The following is a 20253-nucleotide window of genomic DNA, read 5'->3' as shown; positions in this document are numbered from 1 at the left end:
CAAGAATCAAAAACGTCTATTTTACGAAATAATTTTGAGCTAGAGATTTATCCTCAGGTGTGATACTAAATTTCTCGCCAGCGATGTTAACTTCAAATTCATTCTCTTTACTTGCTTTTGTATAAGCAAGTGCGAGCCTTGCAGCCAGCTCTTTGTCAGCTTTACTAGCATTTTTACTTATGAAGCTAACGGCTCCTACGATGTCATCACTCTCTTTAAATTTCACCTGTTCAAATTTATCATTTGGATGTGCTAAAAGAGCGTTATTATCGCTTTCATCACGACCTATTATCATTTTTGTACCATCTGGCAAGCGCAGATGCCTACCAAGCTTTAGCCACACGACATCGATATCTCGCATCTCTTTATCAAAATTTAGATAATCCTTTATCTTCACAGCAAAGCTCTCGATCGTTAGCAAACATCCACCTCCAGGCGTTGCAAAGTCCTCAAAGCCAAATTCCTTTGCCAAAGCAAGCTGCGGCTTTCTATCGCGCCCGCTTATATCAAGTAGCTTCTCTCTATCGACCCAACCCTCGCGCTCTGGCTTAGTTGGTGGCAAAAGCTTAGCGCACATCGGACGAAGCACTAGATCATCCTCATCATCAGCTAGGCGCTTAACCTGAAAGAGTGCATCTCTTCGCTGACTCATCGGCCTTTGACCCAAAACTTCGCCCGTGATGATGAAATTTGCATTTTCACTTTTTAGCATATTAAGAGCTGTTTTAAACATGTATCCGTGGCAGTCGATACATGGGTTAAACTGCTTGCCGTAGCCGTATTTTGGGTTAAAAAGCACATCACGAAGATACTCATTTCTCATATCAACCACTTTTAAGCTAGCTCCAGCCAAAGCTGCACGGCGTCTTAAAATTTCATGTTTTTCTTCATCTACGCCAAATCCAGTATCCATATAAAGTGCGATCACTTCGATGTTTTGATCGCTTATTAATTTCATTGAGAGCATGCTATCAAGCCCTCCGCTAAACAAAGCTAAAGCCTTCATTTTTATCCTGAAAGTAAAATTTAAAGCCTAAATTTACTAAATCTAGGCTTTTATGAAGTTTATTTAGCAGCGTTAATTACGATTTTTTTGATGACTTCACTCGCGGCTTTTAGACTGCGAACTGGCAAATACTCGTAGATAGAGTGAAAGTTGTTTGCCCCTGTGAATAAATTTAGTGTTGGCACACCTTTTGCAGATATCACAGCGCCGTCATATCCACCACGCATCGGCTTTATATTTGGTGTGATATTTAGCTCGCTAAAGGCATCTTTTGCTAGTTTTATCGGAAGTGAGTTTTCATCTTTTAAAAATTTAAAGACGTTTTCATAGCGTGTTTTTAGCGTAATCTCGCAACGATCTCCATAATTTTTGTTAAAAGAATTTGCCATATCGCTTAAAAACTCAAGTCTTTTTTGAAATTTCACCTCATCAAATTCTCTTATGTCGATCTTGAGCGTCGTTTTTGCGCTGTTTCCGCTAAGCTCTTTTACCCAGAAATAGCCCTCTTTGCCCTCGGTACACTCTGGCACTTCGCCGCCTGGCAAAAGTGAGATAAATTTATGGGCAAGAAGTAGCGAATTTACAAGCTTGCCCTTTGCATTCATCGGATGAGCTGAAACGCCTTTAAAGGCCATCGTACAGTCAGCTGCATTCCAGTTTTCATATATTAGCTCGCCTATCTCGCAGCAGTCTAAGCAGTAGCCAAAATCAGCTCCCAGCAAATTTACATCAAGCGCCTTTGCGCCAAGCAAGCCCTGCTCCTCATCAGGCACGAAGCAGATCACGATTTTACCGTGCTTTTCATTAGGATTTTGCATAAAATAGCTAGCCATATTTACAATGCTAGCGATCGCAGCCTTATCGTCAGCACCAAGTAAGCTAGTGCCGTCAGTCACGACTATCTCGTCGCCAACGTATTTTTTAAGCTCTGGGTTGTCGCTAAATTTAAGGTAGATGCCCTGCTCTTCGTTTAGGCAGATGTCGCCACCCGTGTATTTTACGATCTTCGCCTTGGTATCGTTTTTTTGCTCGCTACTTGTATCTAAGTGCGCAAAAAAGGCTATACTTGGAGCATTTTCGCAATTTGCAGGAATTTTTGCTATCAAGATAGCATTGTCTTGTAGAATGATGTCTTTGATACCAAGCGAGCTAAGCTCATCTTTTATAAATTTGGACAGCTCGTACTCGGTTGGGTTAGAAGGCATGACGCCTTTTAACCCATTTTCTTTATTTGTTGTGGTGTTAAATTTTGTGTAGTTTAAAAATCTCTCTACGATATCCATTTTTCATCCTTTTAGATGACAAAAAATGCAATCGCCACAACAGAGATAAACATACCTAAAAATGTTCTTTTAGCGATTTCAACCGGACTAACCATCGCAATACCTGCACAAACGATAGCAGCACCGGCAATCGGGGAAGCTGATCTACCTAAAGCACCAGCAATAGCTGCTGCCATACCAAGCTTATCTTGTTCAAAGCCAAGTGCAGCGGCATTTGTTGTGACAGCTTCGTTAAATGCAAATGTGGCAGCGTCGCCTGAGCCTGTGACTATACCCATGATAAATGGCACAAATGTTCCGCCAAATTTAACATAGCTTTGATCTGTCTTTAACCACGCAATAACCACATCAACGGCTCCGCACGCCTTTAAGCCAGCGACAAATACTCCAGCTGCGATAATGATACCGATAACATCAGCGTAAGCGTGACCCATGCCGTTAAAGAATTCTTTTGTGATCTTTTGTGGGTTGGTAAGCGTAGCAAAGATAGCTATGATCGCACCAAGTATCATTGCCTCAGCAACGCCCATTTTTGTCCATGCAAGGAAGCTATAGTCTTTTGAAAGGCTTGTTCCGCCGATAATTAAGATCACAAGTGGGACAAGTGGCATAAGCGCGTAAATAAAATTTACTTTGAAAGCCGAATTATCTTCGTTTTTAGCACCACCCTCAAGAGTGAAATTTGTATTTTTTTGATAGTCTTTAAAAAGTATCGCGACAATAGTTAATGTGATAACTACGATAGCAAGAGCTGTAAATGCACTAGGAATTTGCACTTTTATGACATCTTGAACAGTATAGTTTGCAACTGTCTTTTTAACAAGATCGGCCACGTATACGTTGTGAGCAGAGCCTGGGCTTAGAACTGAGCCAAATGTACCCGCAAAAACAGCCGCACCAGCCATAGCAGGTCGAACACCTGAGGCCATTAGAAGTGGTATAAGTGTCGCACCAACAGCAGCCGAGCATCCAGCAGCCGAAGGAATGGCTATGTTTATAAAATAAGTTAAAACTGTTGTTGCTGGGATTAATATAAATCCTACGTTTTTAAGTGGCTTTGTAAGAAGACCAACAAGGTGCTTATCGCACATTGTGTATTTCATAACAAAAGCAAAACCCATACTAGCACAAATCGCTTTTATAAGCCCTGCTTTAGTCATATAGTCAGTAAAAGCACTTAATGCCCCCATAGGTTTTAGTGCGATTAAACAAAGCACCAAACCAACACCTATTAGCACCGTTCTTGTCTCTTTTTTTAAGACAAGAAGTGCTACAACTGCAACGATGCCAAGAATGGCAGCTACGAGTTTGAATGATTCCATACCTCTCTCCTTGTTTAGATTTTAAATTTTGTTTTAATTGCTATCTTTTCTATCTCTTTTTTGTACTCAAGCTTTAAAATGTCGCTATGTCCGATGACCTCAACTTCATTACCCCTTATAACTAAAGCTGTGCCCTCAGGTAGAGCATAGATAGTGTCATTTGGATTTGCTATTAAAAATTCCTCCAGCCTCTCTTCTCTACTCTCGCCGTTATGGCCAGCTAGCTTGCCACTTATAAAGTGTGGGTTTATTTGATAAGGGAAGATATTTAGACTATCAAATGACTTTGGCATGATGATAGGCATATCATTTGTAGTCATCATCGTCTTGCCAGCGATATTTGCACCAGCCGACCAGCCAAAGTATTTTGTGCCATTTGCCACAGCTTCTTTTATAGGCTCAATCAAATTTAGCTTATAAAGCGTGTAAAGCAGCATAAAGGTATTTCCGCCACCAACTGCGATACTGCTAGCATTTTTGATAGCTGAAATTTTATCCTCGTAGTGGTGGATTGATTTTATATTGCTATTTTTTAATCTATCAATTACTTTTTGCTCATACTCGTCATTTGTTCGCCTAACTCCAGCGTAAGGGATAAATAAAATTTCTTCCTTGCCGCATTCACCTAAAAATTCCTTAACCCAGTTTTTGCAGTGCCTTAAATATCCAGTATCTTGATAGCTTGAAGCACTGATTAGTAAAGCGTTTTTCATTTTTTTACTCCATTTAGTTTGTAAGCAGATCTTAGATAGACATCGACTCCAGCTACCAAGCACTCCTCATCAAAGTCAAATTTGCAGTTGTGATGGCCTGCTTTTAAATTTGTTCCTATCATCATATAGCCACTCTTTGCGCCCCTATCTTGCAAAGATCTCATAAAATGAGCAAAATCTTCACAAGCACCAAAATCAAGCTCTTTTACGATCTTGTCATCATCTATAAAAGGACTTTGCTTTGCAGCTTCATAGAAAATTTCAGTTACTTCTTTGTCGCTATCGGCTCCGTTTGTGCCGCCAGTTTTTACGACTTTGCTCTCTACGCCATAAATTTCGCTCACACCTTTAACAATATCCATGCATTTTTCATACATAAAATCATTTAAATTTGTGTCTTCACCTCTTGTTTCGCAGGCTAGATAGCCGTTTGGTGCTATGACGTTTCTACCCTCACCTGCTTTTAAAACGCCTACGTTTATCCTAGTCACGCCTTTTGCATGTCTTGTGATACCATGCATGCTTAGCGCCATTTGAGATGCGGCTAAAAGGGCATTTGCGCCATCTTGCGGTGCTCCTGCTGCGTGAGCTGAACGACCGGTGATATGTACATCAAATTTTGAAGTTGCAAGTAGCTTATTTGTTCCACAGATGATGCCTCTATTGGTTTTTGCTTGAAAGCCTATATGACCGCCCAATAGATACTCTACACCATCAAGCACACCAGCAGCTTCCATAGCAACAGCTCCTCTTGTGCCCTCTTCTGCTGTTTGGAATATAAATTTAAATTTGCCGTTAAACTCATCTAAATTTTCAGCTATAAGTTTTGCCACACCAAGGCCTATCGATATGTGACCATCATGCCCACAAGCATGCGTGATACCAGCGATATCTGCACCAAAGCCCTCTTTATAAGGTCTGTGAGTAGGCTCGTCACTCTCTGTCACATCAACACTATCAATGTCAAATCTAAATGCTGTAAATTTACCAGGCCTTTTTGTATCTATAAAGGCAGTTAGGCCTGTTAAGCCATCTTTCATATAAGGAAGATATTTTGCTTCTTCAGGGCTTAGAAGCTTTTTGGCTCTTTCTATTGCTTTTTCGCATTGCTCTTTTGAGCCAAGGCCAAGTCTTGCATCGGCTTTAACTACCTTGTCACCAAGGCTTATTTCATAACCAAGATCACTAAGCCTCTTTGCTAGTACGGCGGTTGTAAAAAATGTAAACCAGCCAGTCTCTGGATGTGAGTGAAAATACCTGCGATCCTTGATCAGCTCGTCTTTTAAAGAAAGAGCCAAATTTGCTATCTTATCCATAGGTTTCTCCTTATTCATTTGATAGTTTAATTAGTGCATTTGTTAAAATTTGTGTAGCTTTGAAAGCATCATCAAAATTTATAGCTTCTGCTATATTGTGACTGATGCCGCCGACACAAGGTATAAAAAGCATGCCAACGCTACTTGCAAGTTTTGTTAGATTCATCGCATCGTGTCCAGCTCCGCTTGGCAAAGTAAGCGTTTTTATGCCAAGTTTAGAAGCCTCTTCGCTTAGTAAATTTATAGCATGCTCACTTAGTTTTACTGGCTCGTCACTGCTTAGTTCTCTTATCTCATAACTAAATTTTAGCTCATAACTTAGCTCTTTTATAAAATTTCTAAGCTCTAAATTTAGCTCTTCTAGGCTTGTCTTATCAATATCTCTTAGATCAACTCCAAGCCGCGCCTCACCTGGCACGACGTTTAAAACGCCTGGCTTTGCATGTGCGTAACCAACAGTAGCCACAGCTGTTTTTTTATTTTTAGCAAATTTATTGGCTGCTATTATGATGTGTGAAGCGGTAAGCAGCGCGTCACTACGCATATTCATCGGAGTTGCACCGCTGTGATCTGCCTTACCATGAATAATAATTTCAAATCTAATAGGAGCGGCGATACCGCTTACTACGCCAACGCTTATGCCGCTTCGCTCAAGCACTGGGCCTTGTTCAATGTGAAGTTCTAAATATGAATGAAGTGAGTGTTCTTTTAAAATAGAATCGTTTAAATTTTGTGGGTTAAGTCCAAATTTACTCATCGCCTCAAAGAGCGAAATGCCGTCTTCGTCTTTTAGCTCATGAAGCCTTTGTAGACCGAGTTTACCACTTATTATCTTACTACCAATGGTTGCTGTCTTAAAGCGACTCGATTCTTCACAGCAAAAGTTAATTAACCAAAGCGGACGCTTTAGTTTAATGCCAGCTTCTTTTATCGAGGTTAGTGCTTCAAGTCCTGCCATGACACCAAGCGTGCCATCATAAAAGCCACCATTTGGCACGCTATCTATGTGAGAGCCCACACAAACCGGCTTTTCACCTGGCTCACAGCCATCATCATATACAGCATAGATATTGCCAACATTGTCAATTTTAAGCTTAAATCCATTTTCTTCTATTAAATTTATAAGAAAATTTCTAGCTTCCAAGTCTTCTTTGCTAAATGCAAGTCTCGTAAGACCACCTCCTTTTAATGCTCCAAATCTGCTTATAGTATTAAAATTCGCTTCAAATCTTTTAAAATTTATCATAATAAATCCTTAAAAATAAAACTAATCTTAAAAACATTTATTACTTTGAACATTTTACATTTAGTTTTATGATTTAAAGCTGAATAAGTGTTAAATTTTGAAATCTAATTTTTTTGTAGCTTGTTGTGTAAGCCTTTAATAATCTCTGAAATTTTTTGCATTATTTCGATTTTATTTGGCTTTTGTGATTTTCTAGTATCTTCGCGAAACTTCTCATAGTATTTTAGCTTTAGCTTTAAAATGGCCTCTTTAAGGCTATCTTCACTAGAAGCTACGTTTGAGCTTTCATCAACATAAATTTCTCTAACAAGCACCGCGTTATCTTCAATATTTGGCAATAAAACAGCTTGAAAATAATCTTTATGATGCAAGAAAAATTTCTCCTCAAGCTCGTTTAAAACGATAGTTTCATAATTTTTATTTGCAAGCATGCTCTTTAAAACGCTAAATTCCAAAATATCGGTTTTATCTTTTTTTTGAGCCACTTGTTTATTTGTTGCAGCATTTGTAAAATTTTGATCTTGTCTATTTATATATCTTTGTCCGTGAATACTAAAAGTATTTAGCTCTATTTTGAGTAAATTTGAGACCAGCGATTCGTAGCTTTTTGCAATTATTGGCTTTAGAGAATTTGTAAATTCCACTATCTCTTCTAAACATTTTTGCTTTTGCACTGGGCGCGTAATATCATATTTTTTTACAATTTGCTCAATATAAAACTCACCAAGCTCAGTCCCAGAGCCAAACATCTCCTTTAGCTCGTCGCTTCTCCCTGCAAAAACCATATCCGCAGGGTCTGCACCATCTTTTATGATTACAACGCTTCCATCTATTTCGTTTTGTACTAAAAGACGAGATGACTTTATAGCGGCATTTATACCAGCCGAGTCACCATCAAAACAAAGTACTACGCTTATCTCGCCTCTTTTTAAAAGTGGCAAGTGATTAGTCGTAAGAGCAGTCCCAAGCACAGCAACGGCGTTTGTAAAGCCAGCAAAGTGCAGCATGATAACATCTAAATATCCCTCTGTGATGATAATCTGCTTTTTTTCAAAAATGCTTTGTCTAGCTAAATGATAGCCGTAAAGTAGCTTTGACTTGTCAAAAACTATGCTTTGTGGAGAATTTACATATTTTGCAGGATGATCTGAGATCGTTCTACCGCCAAAGCCAACTAGTTTTGCCGTGTGCGCATATATGGGAAATGTGATACGCTCGATAAAGCTAGCATAAATTCCCTTCTCGTTTTGCTTTACTATTCCAACTTCAAGCGCCTCTTTTGGTTCGATATTTTCATTTTGTAAAAGCCTAATGGTACTAGCGCTCTCCCCTGCCCAGCCAAGCTCAAATTTCTCGATCATCGCATCATTTATGCCACGAGAATAGATATATCTCACAGCGGCTTCATGCTTGAAAAATTCACTCCTATAAAAGGCATTTGCCTTTTCCAAAATGTGCTTATTTTCTTTTTGTGTTGGGGCTTTGTCGCTTGTGTATTCGAGGCTAAAATTTACAAGACTAGCTATTCTTTCAATGGCTTCTGGATAGGTTAATGTCTCATAATCCATTACAAATTTGATCGCATCTCCGCCAGCCTTGCAAGCAAAACAGTGAAAAATTTGTTTGCTTTGACTTATGCTCATACTAGGATTTCTATCATCGTGAAATGGGCAGACACATTTGTAGTTTGCACCCATTTTTTTAACTGGTAAATAGTGTTCTATAATGTCAACGATATCGATTTGATTTTTGAGTTTTTCTATGGATTTTGGATCTATCATAAGCAAAATTATACAACCGCTTTGTTATAATTAAAGTAAAATTTTATTACAAAGTATGAGCGTGGATATTTTTTTCATTGGGCACAGAGATCCGATATTTAGCCTTATTATTTTATTTAGCATTATTTTGATGATAGCTGCATTAAGCTATGCTTGGGGTATCTTTTCAAGCAAAGATGAGAAAAAACGCATTGAAAAATTTATAAGAAAATTTGATAGCAAAGATGGCATAAGTAGCGAGCATAAACAGATGCTACAAAGCCCAGAGATAGACGCTCAAAGCCTTTGCATGCTAGGGCAAACTTTTGCTAAAAATGGTGATTTTGAAAAATCAATTAGTGTTTATCTCATAGCACTTGGCAAAGTTAGAGATAAAAATGAAAAAGAATTTATCCTAAACGAGCTTGGAGAGGTCTATTTTAAAGCAGGCTTTTTAAAAAAAGCTAGTGAGGTTTTTGAAAAGGCACTCGAACTAAGTCCTAGAAATGTCATCGCACTTCGCTTTCTGACAATGATAGATGAGAAACTCAAAAACTACAAAGAGGCACTTTATGCACTAAACTCACTTGAAGAGCTTGGAGTAAATGTAAAAGATCAAAAGGCCTATATAAAGGCTATCAGCACACTTGATGATAGAAATTTAAGCTTTAATGAAAAGATAGAAGTTCTCTCTCGTCTTAGCCAAAATTTTGAGCTTTTAAAACGCATGATCTTGGTGCTTTTTATAAGACACAATGAAAATTTAGAAAATTTAAAAGATTTTGCCAAATTTGAAGACGTACTTGATCTGCTTTACAACCTAAAAACGCCTATAAATTTGAGTGATGATAAGTATAGATCGCTCTTTTACGCAAAGGGTGATATAAATGAGCCTTGTGAAATTTACGGCTTTGAGTTAAACGCTATAAAAAAGCTAAAGGATGCCAAATTTGACGCAGCAGGACTTAGTTTTAACTACATTTGCAAAAGCTGCAAAAACTCATTTCCTATGCACTTTTACCGCTGTCCGGTCTGTCACGAGCTAGGAAGTGTCAAAATTTTATCCCACATCACAGAAAAACCAAGTGAAGATAGTAACACTTTTTAGCGACGGCTCGTGCCTTGGAAACCCTGGAGCTGGCGGCTGGGCTTACATCTTAAGATTTAATGAAGCGCAGAAAAAAGCAAGCGGTGGCGAGGCATACACAACAAATAACCAAATGGAGTTAAAAGCTGCGATAATGGGGTTAAAAGCGCTAAAAGAGCCTTGTGAAGTGAGACTATTTACCGATAGCTCATATGTGGTAAATAGTATAAATGAGTGGCTTTCCAACTGGCAAAAGAGAAATTTTAAAAACGTAAAAAATGTAGAGCTTTGGCAGGAGTATTTAGAAATTTCAAGGCCTCACAAAGTCGTGGCAAGCTGGGTTAAGGGGCACGCTGGACACCCTGAAAACGAGGAGTGCGACCAGATGGCAAGAGATGAGGCATTAAAAATAAAAGATGAGAATGAAAGATGAGAATTTTAGAAGAATTTGAAAAGAATCTTGGATATAAATTTAAAAAAACTGAGCTTTTAGAAGAGGCGCTAACACACAAGAGCACCAAACAGGCGTTAAACAACGAAAGGCTCGAGTTTTTGGGCGATGCGGTGATGGATCTGCTTGTGGCTGAGTATCTTTTTAAAAAATTTAGCAAGATCGCAGAGGGCGACATGAGTAAGCTAAGAGCCGCACTTGTAAATGAAAAAAGCTTTGCAAATATGGCAAGGCATCTAAAAATGGGTAAATTTTTAAGGCTAAGTACGGCTGAAGAGAACAATGGCGGACGTGAGAAAGATAGCATTTTAAGCGATGCATTTGAGGCTGTGATGGGCGCTATCTACCTTGAGGCTGGACTTGATAAAGTGCGAGAAATTTCGATCGCTCTGCTTGAGCTTTGCTATCCACAGATCGACTTTGCACACCTCGAAAAGGACTACAAAACCGCTCTTCAAGAGGTCACTCAGGCCAGTCTTGGTGTCATCCCAACATACGAACTCATCGGCACGTCAGGTCCTGATCACAAGAAAGAATTTGAAATAGCCTTGCTACTAAATGGCAAAGAAATTTCACGTGCCGTTGGTAGCTCTAAAAAACAAGCCCAACAGCTTGCAGCAAAAGTCGCACTAGAAAAAATCAAAAAATAGGAAAAATTTTGAATACATTTGGCAAAAAACTAACCTTAACGACCTTTGGCGAGAGCCACGGGGTGGCGATTGGTGGCGTGATAGACGGACTTCCAGCTGGGCTAAAGATCGATACAGATTTCATCCAAAGTGAGCTAGATAGACGCCGCCCGGGACAAAGCAACTTTACAACCGCAAGAGATGAAGCCGATAAGATAGAAATTTTTAGCGGTATTTTTAACGGAGTAAGCACTGGAGCACCGATAGGTTTTGCCATTTTTAACAACAACCAAAAGTCAAACGACTATGACAATTTACGTGAAATTTTCCGTCCAGGCCATGCTGATTTTACCTATTTTAAAAAATATGGCTTTAGAGATCACAGAGGTGGCGGACGCTCAAGCGCAAGAGAAACGGCCGTTAGAGTAGCTGGTGGGGCTTTTGCGCAGCTACTTTTAAATGAGTTTAATATAGAAATTTTAAGTGGAGTACTTGGCATCGGCAAAGTTTTTAGCGACAAAATAGACTTTAACTTTGCTAAAAATTCTCAAATTTACGCTCTTGGCAATGAAGAAGCGATGAAAGAAGTGGTAAATAAAGCTAGAAGCGAGCACGATAGCGTAGGAGCTGTGGTTTTAAGCGTGGCTAGAGGAGTGCCAGCTGGTCTTGGTGAGCCGCTTTATGATAAGCTAGATAGCGCGTTAGCGGCAGCTTTGATGGGTATAAATGGAGTAAAGGCCGTTGAGATAGGTGCTGGCGTGAATGTAAGCTCTATGCTTGGCTCAGCAAACAACGATGAGATGGACGAGCTTGGATTTTTAAGCAACAATGCAGGAGGTATACTTGGTGGCATAAGTAGCGGCGAAGATATAGTGCTAAAGAGCCATTTTAAGCCTACGCCTTCGATATTTAAAGAGCAAAAGACACTAAATTTAGCTGGCGAGGCGGTGGATTTTGAGCTAAGGGGTAGGCATGATCCTTGTATAGGCATACGAGGAAGCGTCGTTGCAACCGCGATGATAAGGCTAGTTATCGCCGATATGTTGCTACTAAATGCTAGTACAAAGCTTGAAAATTTAAAGAAAATTTACGGATAAATCTATAAAAATGAGTAAAATTTAGTGGTCAAAAAAGCCACTAAATTTTACAATCTATAAGCAAACTGAAGTTTTGCGCTGCTTTGATCTTTTTTGCCAAAAGATTGTGCTATGCCAAAAATTTATGAGTGTTGCATTAGTTGGCGTATATCTTAGACCGACCTCAACCTCTGAACTTGTACCTTTTTGAGTTAGGCTGATCTCCTCGTCTTCTTGGATCACCACTATTTTTGACTTGGTGTTAAATTTATACTCAGCGCTAATTTTTCCATAATGATTAAATTTACCAGCATCATAGGCTATTTTTGAGTAAATTTTAGCTCTACTTGATGTAACGCTGCTAAATTTTAATGTACTTTGTCCGATATATACCTCATCGCTACCGACATAAGAGAACGCGTAGTTTAGCCCGCTATCAAGTATAAAACTATCAAATTTTATCTTTTTGCCGACGCCAAAGCTAGCATTGTAGTATGGCATCAAGATTTTATAATCAACATCTTTCGCATCAACCTTAGTCTGGCTCCTACCAGCTTTTGCCATGAGGTCGATATAAAAATCACGCGGCAAATTTAGCCTTGAAAAAATACCAAGTCCATAGTTTCTAACTCTACCATCTATTTTGGCATCTTCATCGCTGTTATCAAATGTTGGTATAGCAAAAGCCCCAAGCATAGACTCGCCATTTTTATTTTTACTTTACTAAAATTTACATCACTTCTATCTATTAAACCAATATAAACACCTGATTGTTTACTTTTTTCAATAGTAGAGCCAATTATATTAACTTCTTTATGCATTGCATTTGCTCTGGCTCCACTAATAAAATTTATCCATTTTACTTATTTTGTTTCTAAAAAATTTTTATTAGAAATTTTAGCTTTAAGATCGATTTTTCAAAAACGAACTTTTACTAATTTTCATCTATAATCACCCCATGAAAAACGAAGCACAAAAATTTTATGCCGTCATTGATCTAAAGTCATTTTACGCCTCAGTTGAGTGCGTAGAGCGAGGACTTGATCCGTTTAAAGCCGATCTAGTCGTGGCTGACGATAGTCGTGGCAATGGAAGTGTTTGCCTAGCCGTTAGCCCAGCTCTTAGAGCCAAAGGTGTGAAAAATAGATGCAGACTTTTTGAGATACCAAAGGTTATAAAATTTATCATCGCACCGCCTAGAATGCAGTTTTACATCGACTATGCGGCTAAAATTTATGAGATATACCTAAAATATGTCTCAAAAGATGATATTTATGTCTATTCTATCGATGAAGCCTTTATTGATCTTACTTCTTATGTTAAATTTTATAATACCGATGCAAAATCCATAGCCAAAAAGATAATGGATGAAATTTTAAAAACTACTGGTGTGACGGCCACCTGTGGCATGGGCACAAATTTATACCTCGCAAAAATCGCCCTTGATATCCTGGCTAAGCACAGTGATGATGGGATTGCATTTTTAGACGAGCAACTTTATAAAGAGCGTCTTTGGACGCATCAACCGCTAGATGACTTTTGGCGCATCGGTAAGCAAACTAGGCTAAAGCTGGAAAAACATGGAATTTTTTGTATGAAAGATATAGCAAATGCTCCGCGAAGCTTACTTGAGAAATTTTTTGGAGTTGATGCCTATATAACGATAGATCACGCAAATGGCATAGAGCCAACGACAATAGCTGATATAAAAGCATATAAACCAAGCACAAAATCCTACTTTAGCTCTGAAATTTTACCAAGAGATTACGAGCGTTGCGAGGCGGTAGTCGTACTAAAAGAGATGGCTGATAGGCTAGCGCTTAGGATGATAAACAAAGAAGTAATGGCAAGTGGAATAACGATAAATATAAAATTTGCCGACAAACTCGAACCACACCAGCGTGCCAGCGTTCGGTTTAAGACACCAACAAATGTCTCAAGTGTGCTGATGAGTTCAGCCGAAGAGCTACTTTTAAACAAGATAAAAAATGTTGGGCTGATTAGGCAAATTAGCATCAGTGCAAACGACGTAGTAAAAGAGAGCCTGGCTCACTGTAGTCTTTTTGAGGATGATACTAAAGAAAAGGCGGTTTTAAAATCCCTAAATCTCATAAAAGAAAAATTTGGTAAAAACTCGGTTTTAAGAGCTATTGATCTACTACCAGAAGCCACTGGGCAAGACCGAAATAAAAAGATCGGAGGGCACAAAAGTGGCGAGTAAAGATAGAGCGAAAATTTTTAGCTCGTTTAATCCTCTCTCAACCTTAGAGCGAGCCTTGCGACAAAAAGAGCGAGAAAAATGCGAAAAACTAGAGCTTGATGAGAGCAAAGTCGATGAAATTTTAAAAAAGATAAGCGAGCTAAGACCGGCTGATGAAGTATATGTGAGCTATCATGACGGCTACACCTATACAAGTGCTAGTGGACTAATCTCTGACGTAAATTCCAAAAACAAAACTCTTATGGTTGTAAAAACTAGGATCAAATTTGAAGATATAAATGACCTAAAAATAATTTAGCCCCCATGCGAGGGCTAAATTTATATAAATTCTACAAAGATTGTAAAATTTTTGGTTTAGAAAATGCAGTTATTGGTTTGATCTCGCCTTTATATTTTTCAAGATCAGCTAGTATCGTATGTCCGCAGTTGCTTTGAGCGATACTAGATGTGCCTTTGTCGCGTGTTAGGACATTGATGCAGCCGTGTTTACAAAGGCTTCTTTCGCCAAGCACTTCAGGATCATACCACGCACCTTCGCAAATAGCGATGACGTGCTCTGGGATGATGTCAGTGACAAGCGCTCCTACTAAAATTTCACCCCTGTCATTAAATACTCTCACCACGTCGCCAGTTGCGATGCCTTTTTTCTTAGCGTCGTTTGTATTTATTAGCATCGGCTCTCTAGCACAAACTTCAGCGTAGTTTCTGATTATTGAGTTATTTAGCTGAGAGTGCAAGCGGTATCTTGAGTGTGGGGTTGTGATGCTAAATGGATATTTCTTAGCTTTTTCACTACCAAGCCACTCAAACGGCTCGATCCAAGCAAAGTGTGGAGCAAAGTCTTTGTAGCCAAATTTAGCAATAGTTGGAGAGTATATCTCTATCTTGCCTGATGGCGTACCAAGGCGATTTTTGTGTGGATTTTCTCTAAATGCACTAAGTCTTGTGTAGTATTTTGTCTCTTCATTGTCTTTGTCAAATTTGACATATCCCTCTTTCCAAAACTCATCAAAGCTTGGCATTTTAAGATCTAGTGCTTTGGCTTGTTCTACCGCATCTGCGTAAAATTCTTTTGCCCAACCAAGCTCATCTTTGCCCTCAGTAAAGACCTCTTCTCTGCCCCAGCGTTTGCAAATTTGTGAGCAGATCCAGTAGTCGCTTCTGCTTTCGCCCATTGGCTCAACTACTGGCTTATAAGCCACGATGTATTCGCTCGATGGGACACTTTGGTTGATGTCATTTCTCTCGACTTCTAGTGCCACTGGTAAGACGATATCGCTTAGTTTAGCTGTGCTTGTCCAGTATGGCTCAGCAGTTATTACAGTATCAAATTTACGCCATGCTTTAACGGCGTTATTTACATCTTGATGCCTTGTAAACATCGAACCAGAAGCCATGTAAGCCACTCTCATGTGTGGTAGCTTGATCTTTGAGCCGTCATAGTCTATCTCTTTGCCAGGGTTTTGCAAAGCCTCGATCGATCTTGAAGATGGGATGGTGACGTTTTTAAATTTCTTCCACGGCGCGCCGTCGATGTTTTCGTATTTCTCGTCGATGCGAGTACTTAGGCCTTTTAGCACCGGAGCGATCTTATCCGTAGCGCCCGCAGAGTCGTATCCTAGGCTAAACTCAAATCCAAGCCCCTCTTTGCCTATCTGACCTAGCATCGCGCTAAGTGTTACGATGCCCCAAAAGCCCATCTCGCCGTGATCTTGTCTTTGAAGTGACCTGCCTGCGATGATGACGCTTGGCTCTTTTGCAAGCGCTGTTGCAAATTTAGCGATATCTTCGGCTTTTACGCCACAAATTTTGCTCGCCCAGTTGATATCTTTGACCACTTTGTCGGTTGTGCCAAGTAGGTAGTCTTTAAATTTATTAAAGCCGACTGTGTATTTTTTGATAAATTCCTCGTCATAAAGCTTGTTTTCATATAGATAGTGGCACATGCCAAGCATCATTGCTACGTCGGTATTTGGACGAACGATGATGGTTTCAGAGCCAAGATATCTTGTGGTGTCATTTTTAAAGACGCAAACGCTATAAGTTTTTATGCCTGCCTCTTTTATCTTTTTGATGCCAAGATAGCCATCGTGTGTTGGCGGTTGCCATGAAATTTGACCAGTTACAAGTGGGTCAGTGCCCCAAAATACAACGTTTTTAGCGTTTTTAGCGATAGCCTCCCACTTTGTCGGCGCATCATAAACGGCGCTGTTGCCTAGGACGTGAGGCATGATGACAAGGCCAGCACCCGTTGAGTAGTCGCCACTCTCTTCTACGTATCCGCCAAGCACTTTTAGCATCCTGTGGCCAACAGTCCTACCCCAGCTGATCTTGCCGCTACCGCCCCACCAGTAGCACTCGCCGTAGATGCTCTCAGGGCCATATTTGTCAAAATTTTCTTTTAAAGCTTTTGCTGCTAGATCAAGGGCAGTCTCCCAGCTAACGCGCACAAATTCTTCTTTGCCACGAAGCTCGCTCTTTGCTGCGCCTTTTGCTTTTAGATAGCTCTTTCTCACGTATGGATAGAGCACGCGGCTCTCGTTTTGGATGAGGTCTGGCAAGCTATTGTTCATGGTATTTGGGAATTTATCGCCCTCAAATGGATCAACGGAGACGATTTGATTTGAGTTGGTATTTGCCCAAAATAGACCAAATCTATTTGCTCCAAAAGTTTTCTTTTGGTCAAAAATGGTTTTTGTCACACCTTCAATCTTGTTCGCTTGTGCCGCAGTGGCTGCAAGTGCAGAAAATTTTATAAAATCTCGTCTTTTCATATTTTCTCCCTTATGAAAATTTATTTTACTTTTTTGGCATTGTGTTGTAAGTATTTGAGTACTAAATTTAGGTCAGTTTCGTCTAGTGCTACAAATTTTGCATCGACCATTCCAGCTAAATTTGCTGGCCACTGAGCCGCTGTAAAGCTATTTGGCTCATGGAGTCTATGACATGCTGAGCAAGTTTCTTCGTAAATTTTCTTTGCCTTTGCGTAAAGCTCTTTTTGGTTGCCACCAAGCGCGTCATTTGGCACTTCATAAAGCCCATCAACTTGGTACCAAACCTCGCCGTAGTCATCTTCAAGATCTTTTACTTTTTTGAAATTTGCCTCACTCTCGTCATTAAAAGCTACAAAGATTTCTGGATCTTCTATACTTCTTTGAAGTTGGGCTAAGTAATTTGCCGACACGACGCCACTAACCTTGATCTTGCTCGTTTTATCGCCTTTTTCAACGACTTCAACTGGCGTTAAAACCTCGATCTTTCCGATCATCTTGCCATCTAGCGTTATATTGGCATCTTTTGCGATGACATCGGCACTAAAAGCAAGACTACATGCTAAGACAGGGGCTAAAAATAGCATTTTCATGTTGCAATCCTTAAAAATAAAATTTAAAAAAATTTTATAACCTAATGACTTAAAATTACATTGTTATATTTAGCTTTATTTAAGAAAGTTGATATTTGCTTTTGTTAAAAATAAGATTTAGTAGAAAATTTATCAATGAGTTTTATTGATCGTCTTAATGATTAAAAGCATGAACAAACACAAGCTCTGTAAAAATTTTACTTTTGAGTCTAGTGAAGTAAAAATTTAACTTCACTTCACTGGCTACTATAAAAAGTATGGCAAAGTTTTTATAAACTTAAAAACATAAATTAGTAAACTTCTTACAGTATTTATAAATATGCTAAAAGTTACTACTCTACATTGCTAGCTATGTTAAGACTTTCTAGAGTTTTATCGTTTTAAAATTTTTATCAAAACGCCTTATTGTCAATTTAACAGCTTTGCTTATCGCCTAGCTCGCACGCCCTTTTTTGCATTTGCTTTGCCTTTTTCGCGTCTTTTTTTACTTGCTCGTATCTGTTTTCGTTGAAATTTCCCTCATACAGCCACGCCGCTCTCGCGCAGCCGCCTACGTAGCCTAGCTTACACGAGCGCTCGTAATACTCCATCATCTCGCCTATATCGCCTCCCGTTCGCTCTATCATCCAGCCCACGTTGTAGCATCCGGGAGCGTATTTTTTGTTGCATAGGGTATTGTTTATCGCAAACGACTGCACCTCGTCGCCCAGCTCTTCTTGCATGAAATTCGCTAGCGCCAAGCAACCGGGCAAATACTCGTAAAGGACGCAGCTAGCCTTGTAATACGCGCTAATCTTAGTCTCGCGCTCGCTCTTATCCGCGGCTTTTACTAGGTTATTTTTATAAAGTTCGCCCAGATAAAAACAGCCCTCGCCGTCTCCTTTGGCGCAGGCTAGGCTAAATAGCCCCTCCGCCGCGCCGTAGTCTTGCTTTAAGTTAGCCGCTACCATGCCCGCTTGCACGCACTCTTTGGTGGCGTTTAGGTCGGGATTTTTGCATTTTTTGAGCTTTTCTAGCGTATCTGCAGCTAGCAATGGCGAAAGGCCCGGCTCGCTAGCGAATAAATTTATCGCCGCAAGTAGCGCAAATAATAAGATTTTCATTTTTATCCTTTAAATTTACCTAACCCCTCGCTTTGGCGATGCAAGCGGCGACGGCATCCATCAAGGCGCCGCGAAATCCGCCCTTTTCAAGCGCGGCAAGTCCCTCGATCGTGGTTCCCGCGGGCGAGCAGACCTCGTCTTTTAGCGCGGCCGGGTGCTTGCCGCTTTGGATCAGACGCGCCGTCCCTTCTACGGCTGCCGCAACGGCGTCGTAGCAAAGCTGCCTAGGCAGTCCGCCCCCGCACGCCCGCATCGGCCGCAGCCTCGATAAAGGCGCACGCATACGCGGGCAGGCTGCTTGCGATGCCCGTAAATGCGGCAAAACCAGTCTCGTCTATCTCGTAAATTTTACCGATTTTAGCGATTATCTCGCGCACGGTCTCTTTCTTGGCCTCGCTAAATCCAGCGTCAAAGCAAAGAGCCGTGGCCGACGCTCCGATGCAAGCCGCGATATTTGGCATCGCACGAGCTATATAAACGCCCTCGCCTACGATTTGCCTAGCGCGTTTTATGTCAAAATTAGGCGCCAAAAGAAGCAAAATTTTGCCCGCAAGATCAGGCGCGATCAGACGCAAGATAGCCTCGTAGCTAGCGGGCTTAGTAGCCAGCACGATCGCGTCCGCTTCGCGCGCTAGATCCGTTTCGCTCGCGGCTATTTTTATACCGAATCTCTGCCGTAAAGCTTCGTTTTTGTTTCTGGCGCAGGCTATGATTTCAAATTTCGTCTTTTTTTCGCATTCATGCAGGCTTGGGGTTTTATCCATTTGCGCTAAATTTTCAGTCCCGCGCGCCTCGCTGCCGCCGCTGGATTTTCGCCCCTCCTCGGCCGAGTTTCGCACTACGCCGACCTCGTCAGGTTGCACTCGCCAAAGCGCCTCTATCATCGCGCCGCCCATATTTCCGCCGCCGATGAAGCCTATTTTTACGTTTTTCATTTCGCCGTCTTTTTTAAAACTCCGATTTTGACCGCCTTGCCCGCGATCGCCGTATTTACCGCCGCGCTATCCGCCCAGATCGCGCCCGTAACCTGCCCCGGCGCCAAGGTATAAACGCCGCCCGTCTGCGCCTCGTCGCTCGCCTTAAACTCGTTGCCCACGACCAGCTCATAAACGCCGTTCGTATCGTTTTCAAATTTGATCGCCGCTTTTAGCGTCGGCTCCATTTTCTGCTTCGCCGCGCCTGCGTACTGCTCGAGCATGTTTTTACTAAGCTTGCCGTAGACATCGCCGTCTTGGCTTAGATATATCCGCACGGCGCGCTTATCCGAGTTTTTGCCGCCCTTTTCGCCCTTGCCTACGCTAACGCTCATCTCATAGGCGGTTTCTCCAGTCGGGAAGTTCTTAAATTTTGCGTCCGGGACGAAAACCCGCACGTTGTCCGTTACCGTTTTCGTTTCGTGCGTCTGAGGCGTTATACCCGTTAGCACGATCGTGGATTTCACGTCCGCGCCTTTATCCGAAACAAGCGCGGAGATTGGCACCCGCGTAAGTAGCGTCGTCTCGTAGCAGCCGCCAAAAATAAACGCCGCGGCGAGAGCAAAGATAAATTTTAGTTTTTTCATCGGTTTCCTTTAAATTTACGCCGATTTTAGCATAAACTAGGCATTTTCATATTGATTACATTAAAAGCAAAAATAGAAAAGTGAGTATGGTATTTTAAAGCATAAATAGTTTTAA

20 protein-coding genes are annotated in these 20253 nt (G+C 40.7%); 6 read left to right on the top strand and 14 right to left on the bottom strand.

The window, feature by feature from the left end:
* Nucleotides 1-16 precede the first annotated feature (16 nt).
* From CVT05_RS04550 to dnaG, 7 genes are all read right to left on the bottom strand, one after another.
* Nucleotides 17-1006 (bottom strand): argininosuccinate synthase domain-containing protein, encoded by a 990-nt coding sequence (locus tag CVT05_RS04550; RefSeq protein ID WP_107697969.1) that lies wholly within the window; start codon nt 1004-1006, stop codon nt 17-19.
* Between the two features lie 59 nt (nt 1007-1065).
* Nucleotides 1066-2289 (bottom strand): peptidase T, encoded by a 1224-nt coding sequence (gene pepT / locus CVT05_RS04545; protein ID WP_107697968.1) that lies wholly within the window; start codon nt 2287-2289, stop codon nt 1066-1068.
* A gap of 11 nt (nt 2290-2300) precedes the next feature.
* A complete protein-coding gene (dcuC, locus tag CVT05_RS04540) occupies nt 2301-3611 on the bottom strand; it encodes a C4-dicarboxylate transporter DcuC (RefSeq protein WP_107697967.1) in 1311 nt (436 codons plus the stop codon).
* 14 nt (nt 3612-3625) lie between these two features.
* A complete protein-coding gene (gene pepE / locus CVT05_RS04535) occupies nt 3626-4324 on the bottom strand; it encodes a dipeptidase PepE (RefSeq protein ID WP_107697966.1) in 699 nt (232 codons plus the stop codon).
* On the bottom strand, nt 4321-5640 hold the full coding sequence (locus CVT05_RS04530) for an amidohydrolase (RefSeq protein ID WP_107697965.1): 1320 nt from the start codon (nt 5638-5640) through the stop codon (nt 4321-4323). Before CVT05_RS04530 ends, pepE begins: the two co-directional genes overlap by 4 nt.
* A 10-nt stretch (nt 5641-5650) precedes the next feature.
* Entirely contained in the window at nt 5651-6886 is a 1236-nt protein-coding gene (locus CVT05_RS04525; RefSeq protein WP_107697964.1) for a M20 family metallo-hydrolase, read from the bottom strand.
* 104 nt (nt 6887-6990) lie between these two features.
* Nucleotides 6991-8667, bottom strand: a complete 1677-nt coding sequence (gene dnaG, locus CVT05_RS04520; protein WP_107698019.1) for a DNA primase — start codon at nt 8665-8667, stop codon at nt 6991-6993.
* 55 nt (nt 8668-8722) lie between these two features.
* Between dnaG and CVT05_RS04515 the strand changes: the two genes are divergently transcribed.
* Genes CVT05_RS04515 through aroC form a run of 4 tightly spaced genes read left to right on the top strand, consistent with a single transcriptional unit; the run spans nt 8723 to nt 11910 of the window.
* The gene (locus CVT05_RS04515; protein ID WP_234400544.1) at nt 8723-9754 is read left to right on the top strand and encodes a tetratricopeptide repeat protein; all 1032 of its coding nucleotides are present in this window, start codon (nt 8723-8725) and stop codon (nt 9752-9754) included.
* Complete coding sequence (gene rnhA, locus CVT05_RS04510; RefSeq protein ID WP_084042002.1) at nt 9732-10166, top strand: ribonuclease HI; 435 nt, start codon at nt 9732-9734, stop codon at nt 10164-10166. Before CVT05_RS04515 ends, rnhA begins: the two co-directional genes overlap by 23 nt.
* A complete protein-coding gene (gene rnc, locus CVT05_RS04505) occupies nt 10163-10834 on the top strand; it encodes a ribonuclease III (protein ID WP_107697962.1) in 672 nt (223 codons plus the stop codon). The genes rnhA and rnc overlap by 4 nt, the downstream gene beginning before the upstream one ends.
* A gap of 8 nt (nt 10835-10842) precedes the next feature.
* Entirely contained in the window at nt 10843-11910 is a 1068-nt protein-coding gene (gene aroC / locus CVT05_RS04500) for a chorismate synthase (protein WP_107697961.1), read from the top strand.
* Between the two features lie 54 nt (nt 11911-11964).
* On the opposite strand, the gene CVT05_RS04495 is transcribed toward aroC, so the two are convergent.
* Complete coding sequence (locus tag CVT05_RS04495) at nt 11965-12585, bottom strand: autotransporter domain-containing protein (protein WP_107697960.1); 621 nt, start codon at nt 12583-12585, stop codon at nt 11965-11967.
* 262 nt (nt 12586-12847) lie between these two features.
* Here CVT05_RS04495 and CVT05_RS04490 point away from each other — a divergent pair, with 262 nt between their 5' ends.
* Nucleotides 12848-14110: a DNA repair protein gene (locus tag CVT05_RS04490; protein WP_107697959.1), complete on the top strand. Its 1263-nt coding sequence runs from the start codon at nt 12848-12850 to the stop codon at nt 14108-14110.
* A complete protein-coding gene (locus CVT05_RS04485) occupies nt 14100-14408 on the top strand; it encodes a YolD-like family protein (protein ID WP_234400482.1) in 309 nt (102 codons plus the stop codon). Before CVT05_RS04490 ends, CVT05_RS04485 begins: the two co-directional genes overlap by 11 nt.
* 31 nt (nt 14409-14439) lie before the next feature.
* Here the strand turns inward: CVT05_RS04485 and CVT05_RS04480 are convergent, their stop codons facing one another.
* The 6 genes from CVT05_RS04480 to CVT05_RS09470 all read right to left on the bottom strand — a co-directional run bounded on the left by CVT05_RS04480 (nt 14440) and on the right by CVT05_RS09470 (nt 19886).
* Nucleotides 14440-16884, bottom strand: coding sequence for a molybdopterin-dependent oxidoreductase (locus tag CVT05_RS04480; RefSeq protein ID WP_107697958.1), 2445 nt, complete (start codon nt 16882-16884; stop codon nt 14440-14442).
* 20 nt (nt 16885-16904) lie between these two features.
* The gene (locus CVT05_RS04475) at nt 16905-17474 is read right to left on the bottom strand and encodes a hypothetical protein (RefSeq protein WP_107697957.1); all 570 of its coding nucleotides are present in this window, start codon (nt 17472-17474) and stop codon (nt 16905-16907) included.
* Nucleotides 17475-17887: 413 nt separating this feature from the next.
* Nucleotides 17888-18577 carry a tetratricopeptide repeat protein gene (locus tag CVT05_RS04470; protein ID WP_107697956.1) on the bottom strand — a complete coding sequence of 230 codons (690 nt, stop codon included), beginning with the start codon at nt 18575-18577 and terminating at the stop codon, nt 17888-17890.
* Between the two features lie 19 nt (nt 18578-18596).
* Nucleotides 18597-18830 carry a pyrroline-5-carboxylate reductase dimerization domain-containing protein gene (locus CVT05_RS09475; RefSeq protein ID WP_234400543.1) on the bottom strand — a complete coding sequence of 78 codons (234 nt, stop codon included), beginning with the start codon at nt 18828-18830 and terminating at the stop codon, nt 18597-18599.
* Nucleotides 18802-19512: a pyrroline-5-carboxylate reductase family protein gene (locus CVT05_RS04465; RefSeq protein WP_234400542.1), complete on the bottom strand. Its 711-nt coding sequence runs from the start codon at nt 19510-19512 to the stop codon at nt 18802-18804. The genes CVT05_RS09475 and CVT05_RS04465 overlap by 29 nt, the downstream gene beginning before the upstream one ends.
* A complete protein-coding gene (locus CVT05_RS09470) occupies nt 19509-19886 on the bottom strand; it encodes a hypothetical protein (protein WP_234400541.1) in 378 nt (125 codons plus the stop codon). The genes CVT05_RS04465 and CVT05_RS09470 overlap by 4 nt, the downstream gene beginning before the upstream one ends.
* Between the last annotated feature and the right edge of the window lie 367 nt (nt 19887-20253).

Source organism: Campylobacter concisus, from assembly GCF_003049705.1.
Classification (GTDB): domain Bacteria; phylum Campylobacterota; class Campylobacteria; order Campylobacterales; family Campylobacteraceae; genus Campylobacter_A; species Campylobacter_A concisus_AR.
Note: the sequence above shows the minus strand (reverse complement) of the source record. Positions and strands in the feature narration are given on the sequence as shown.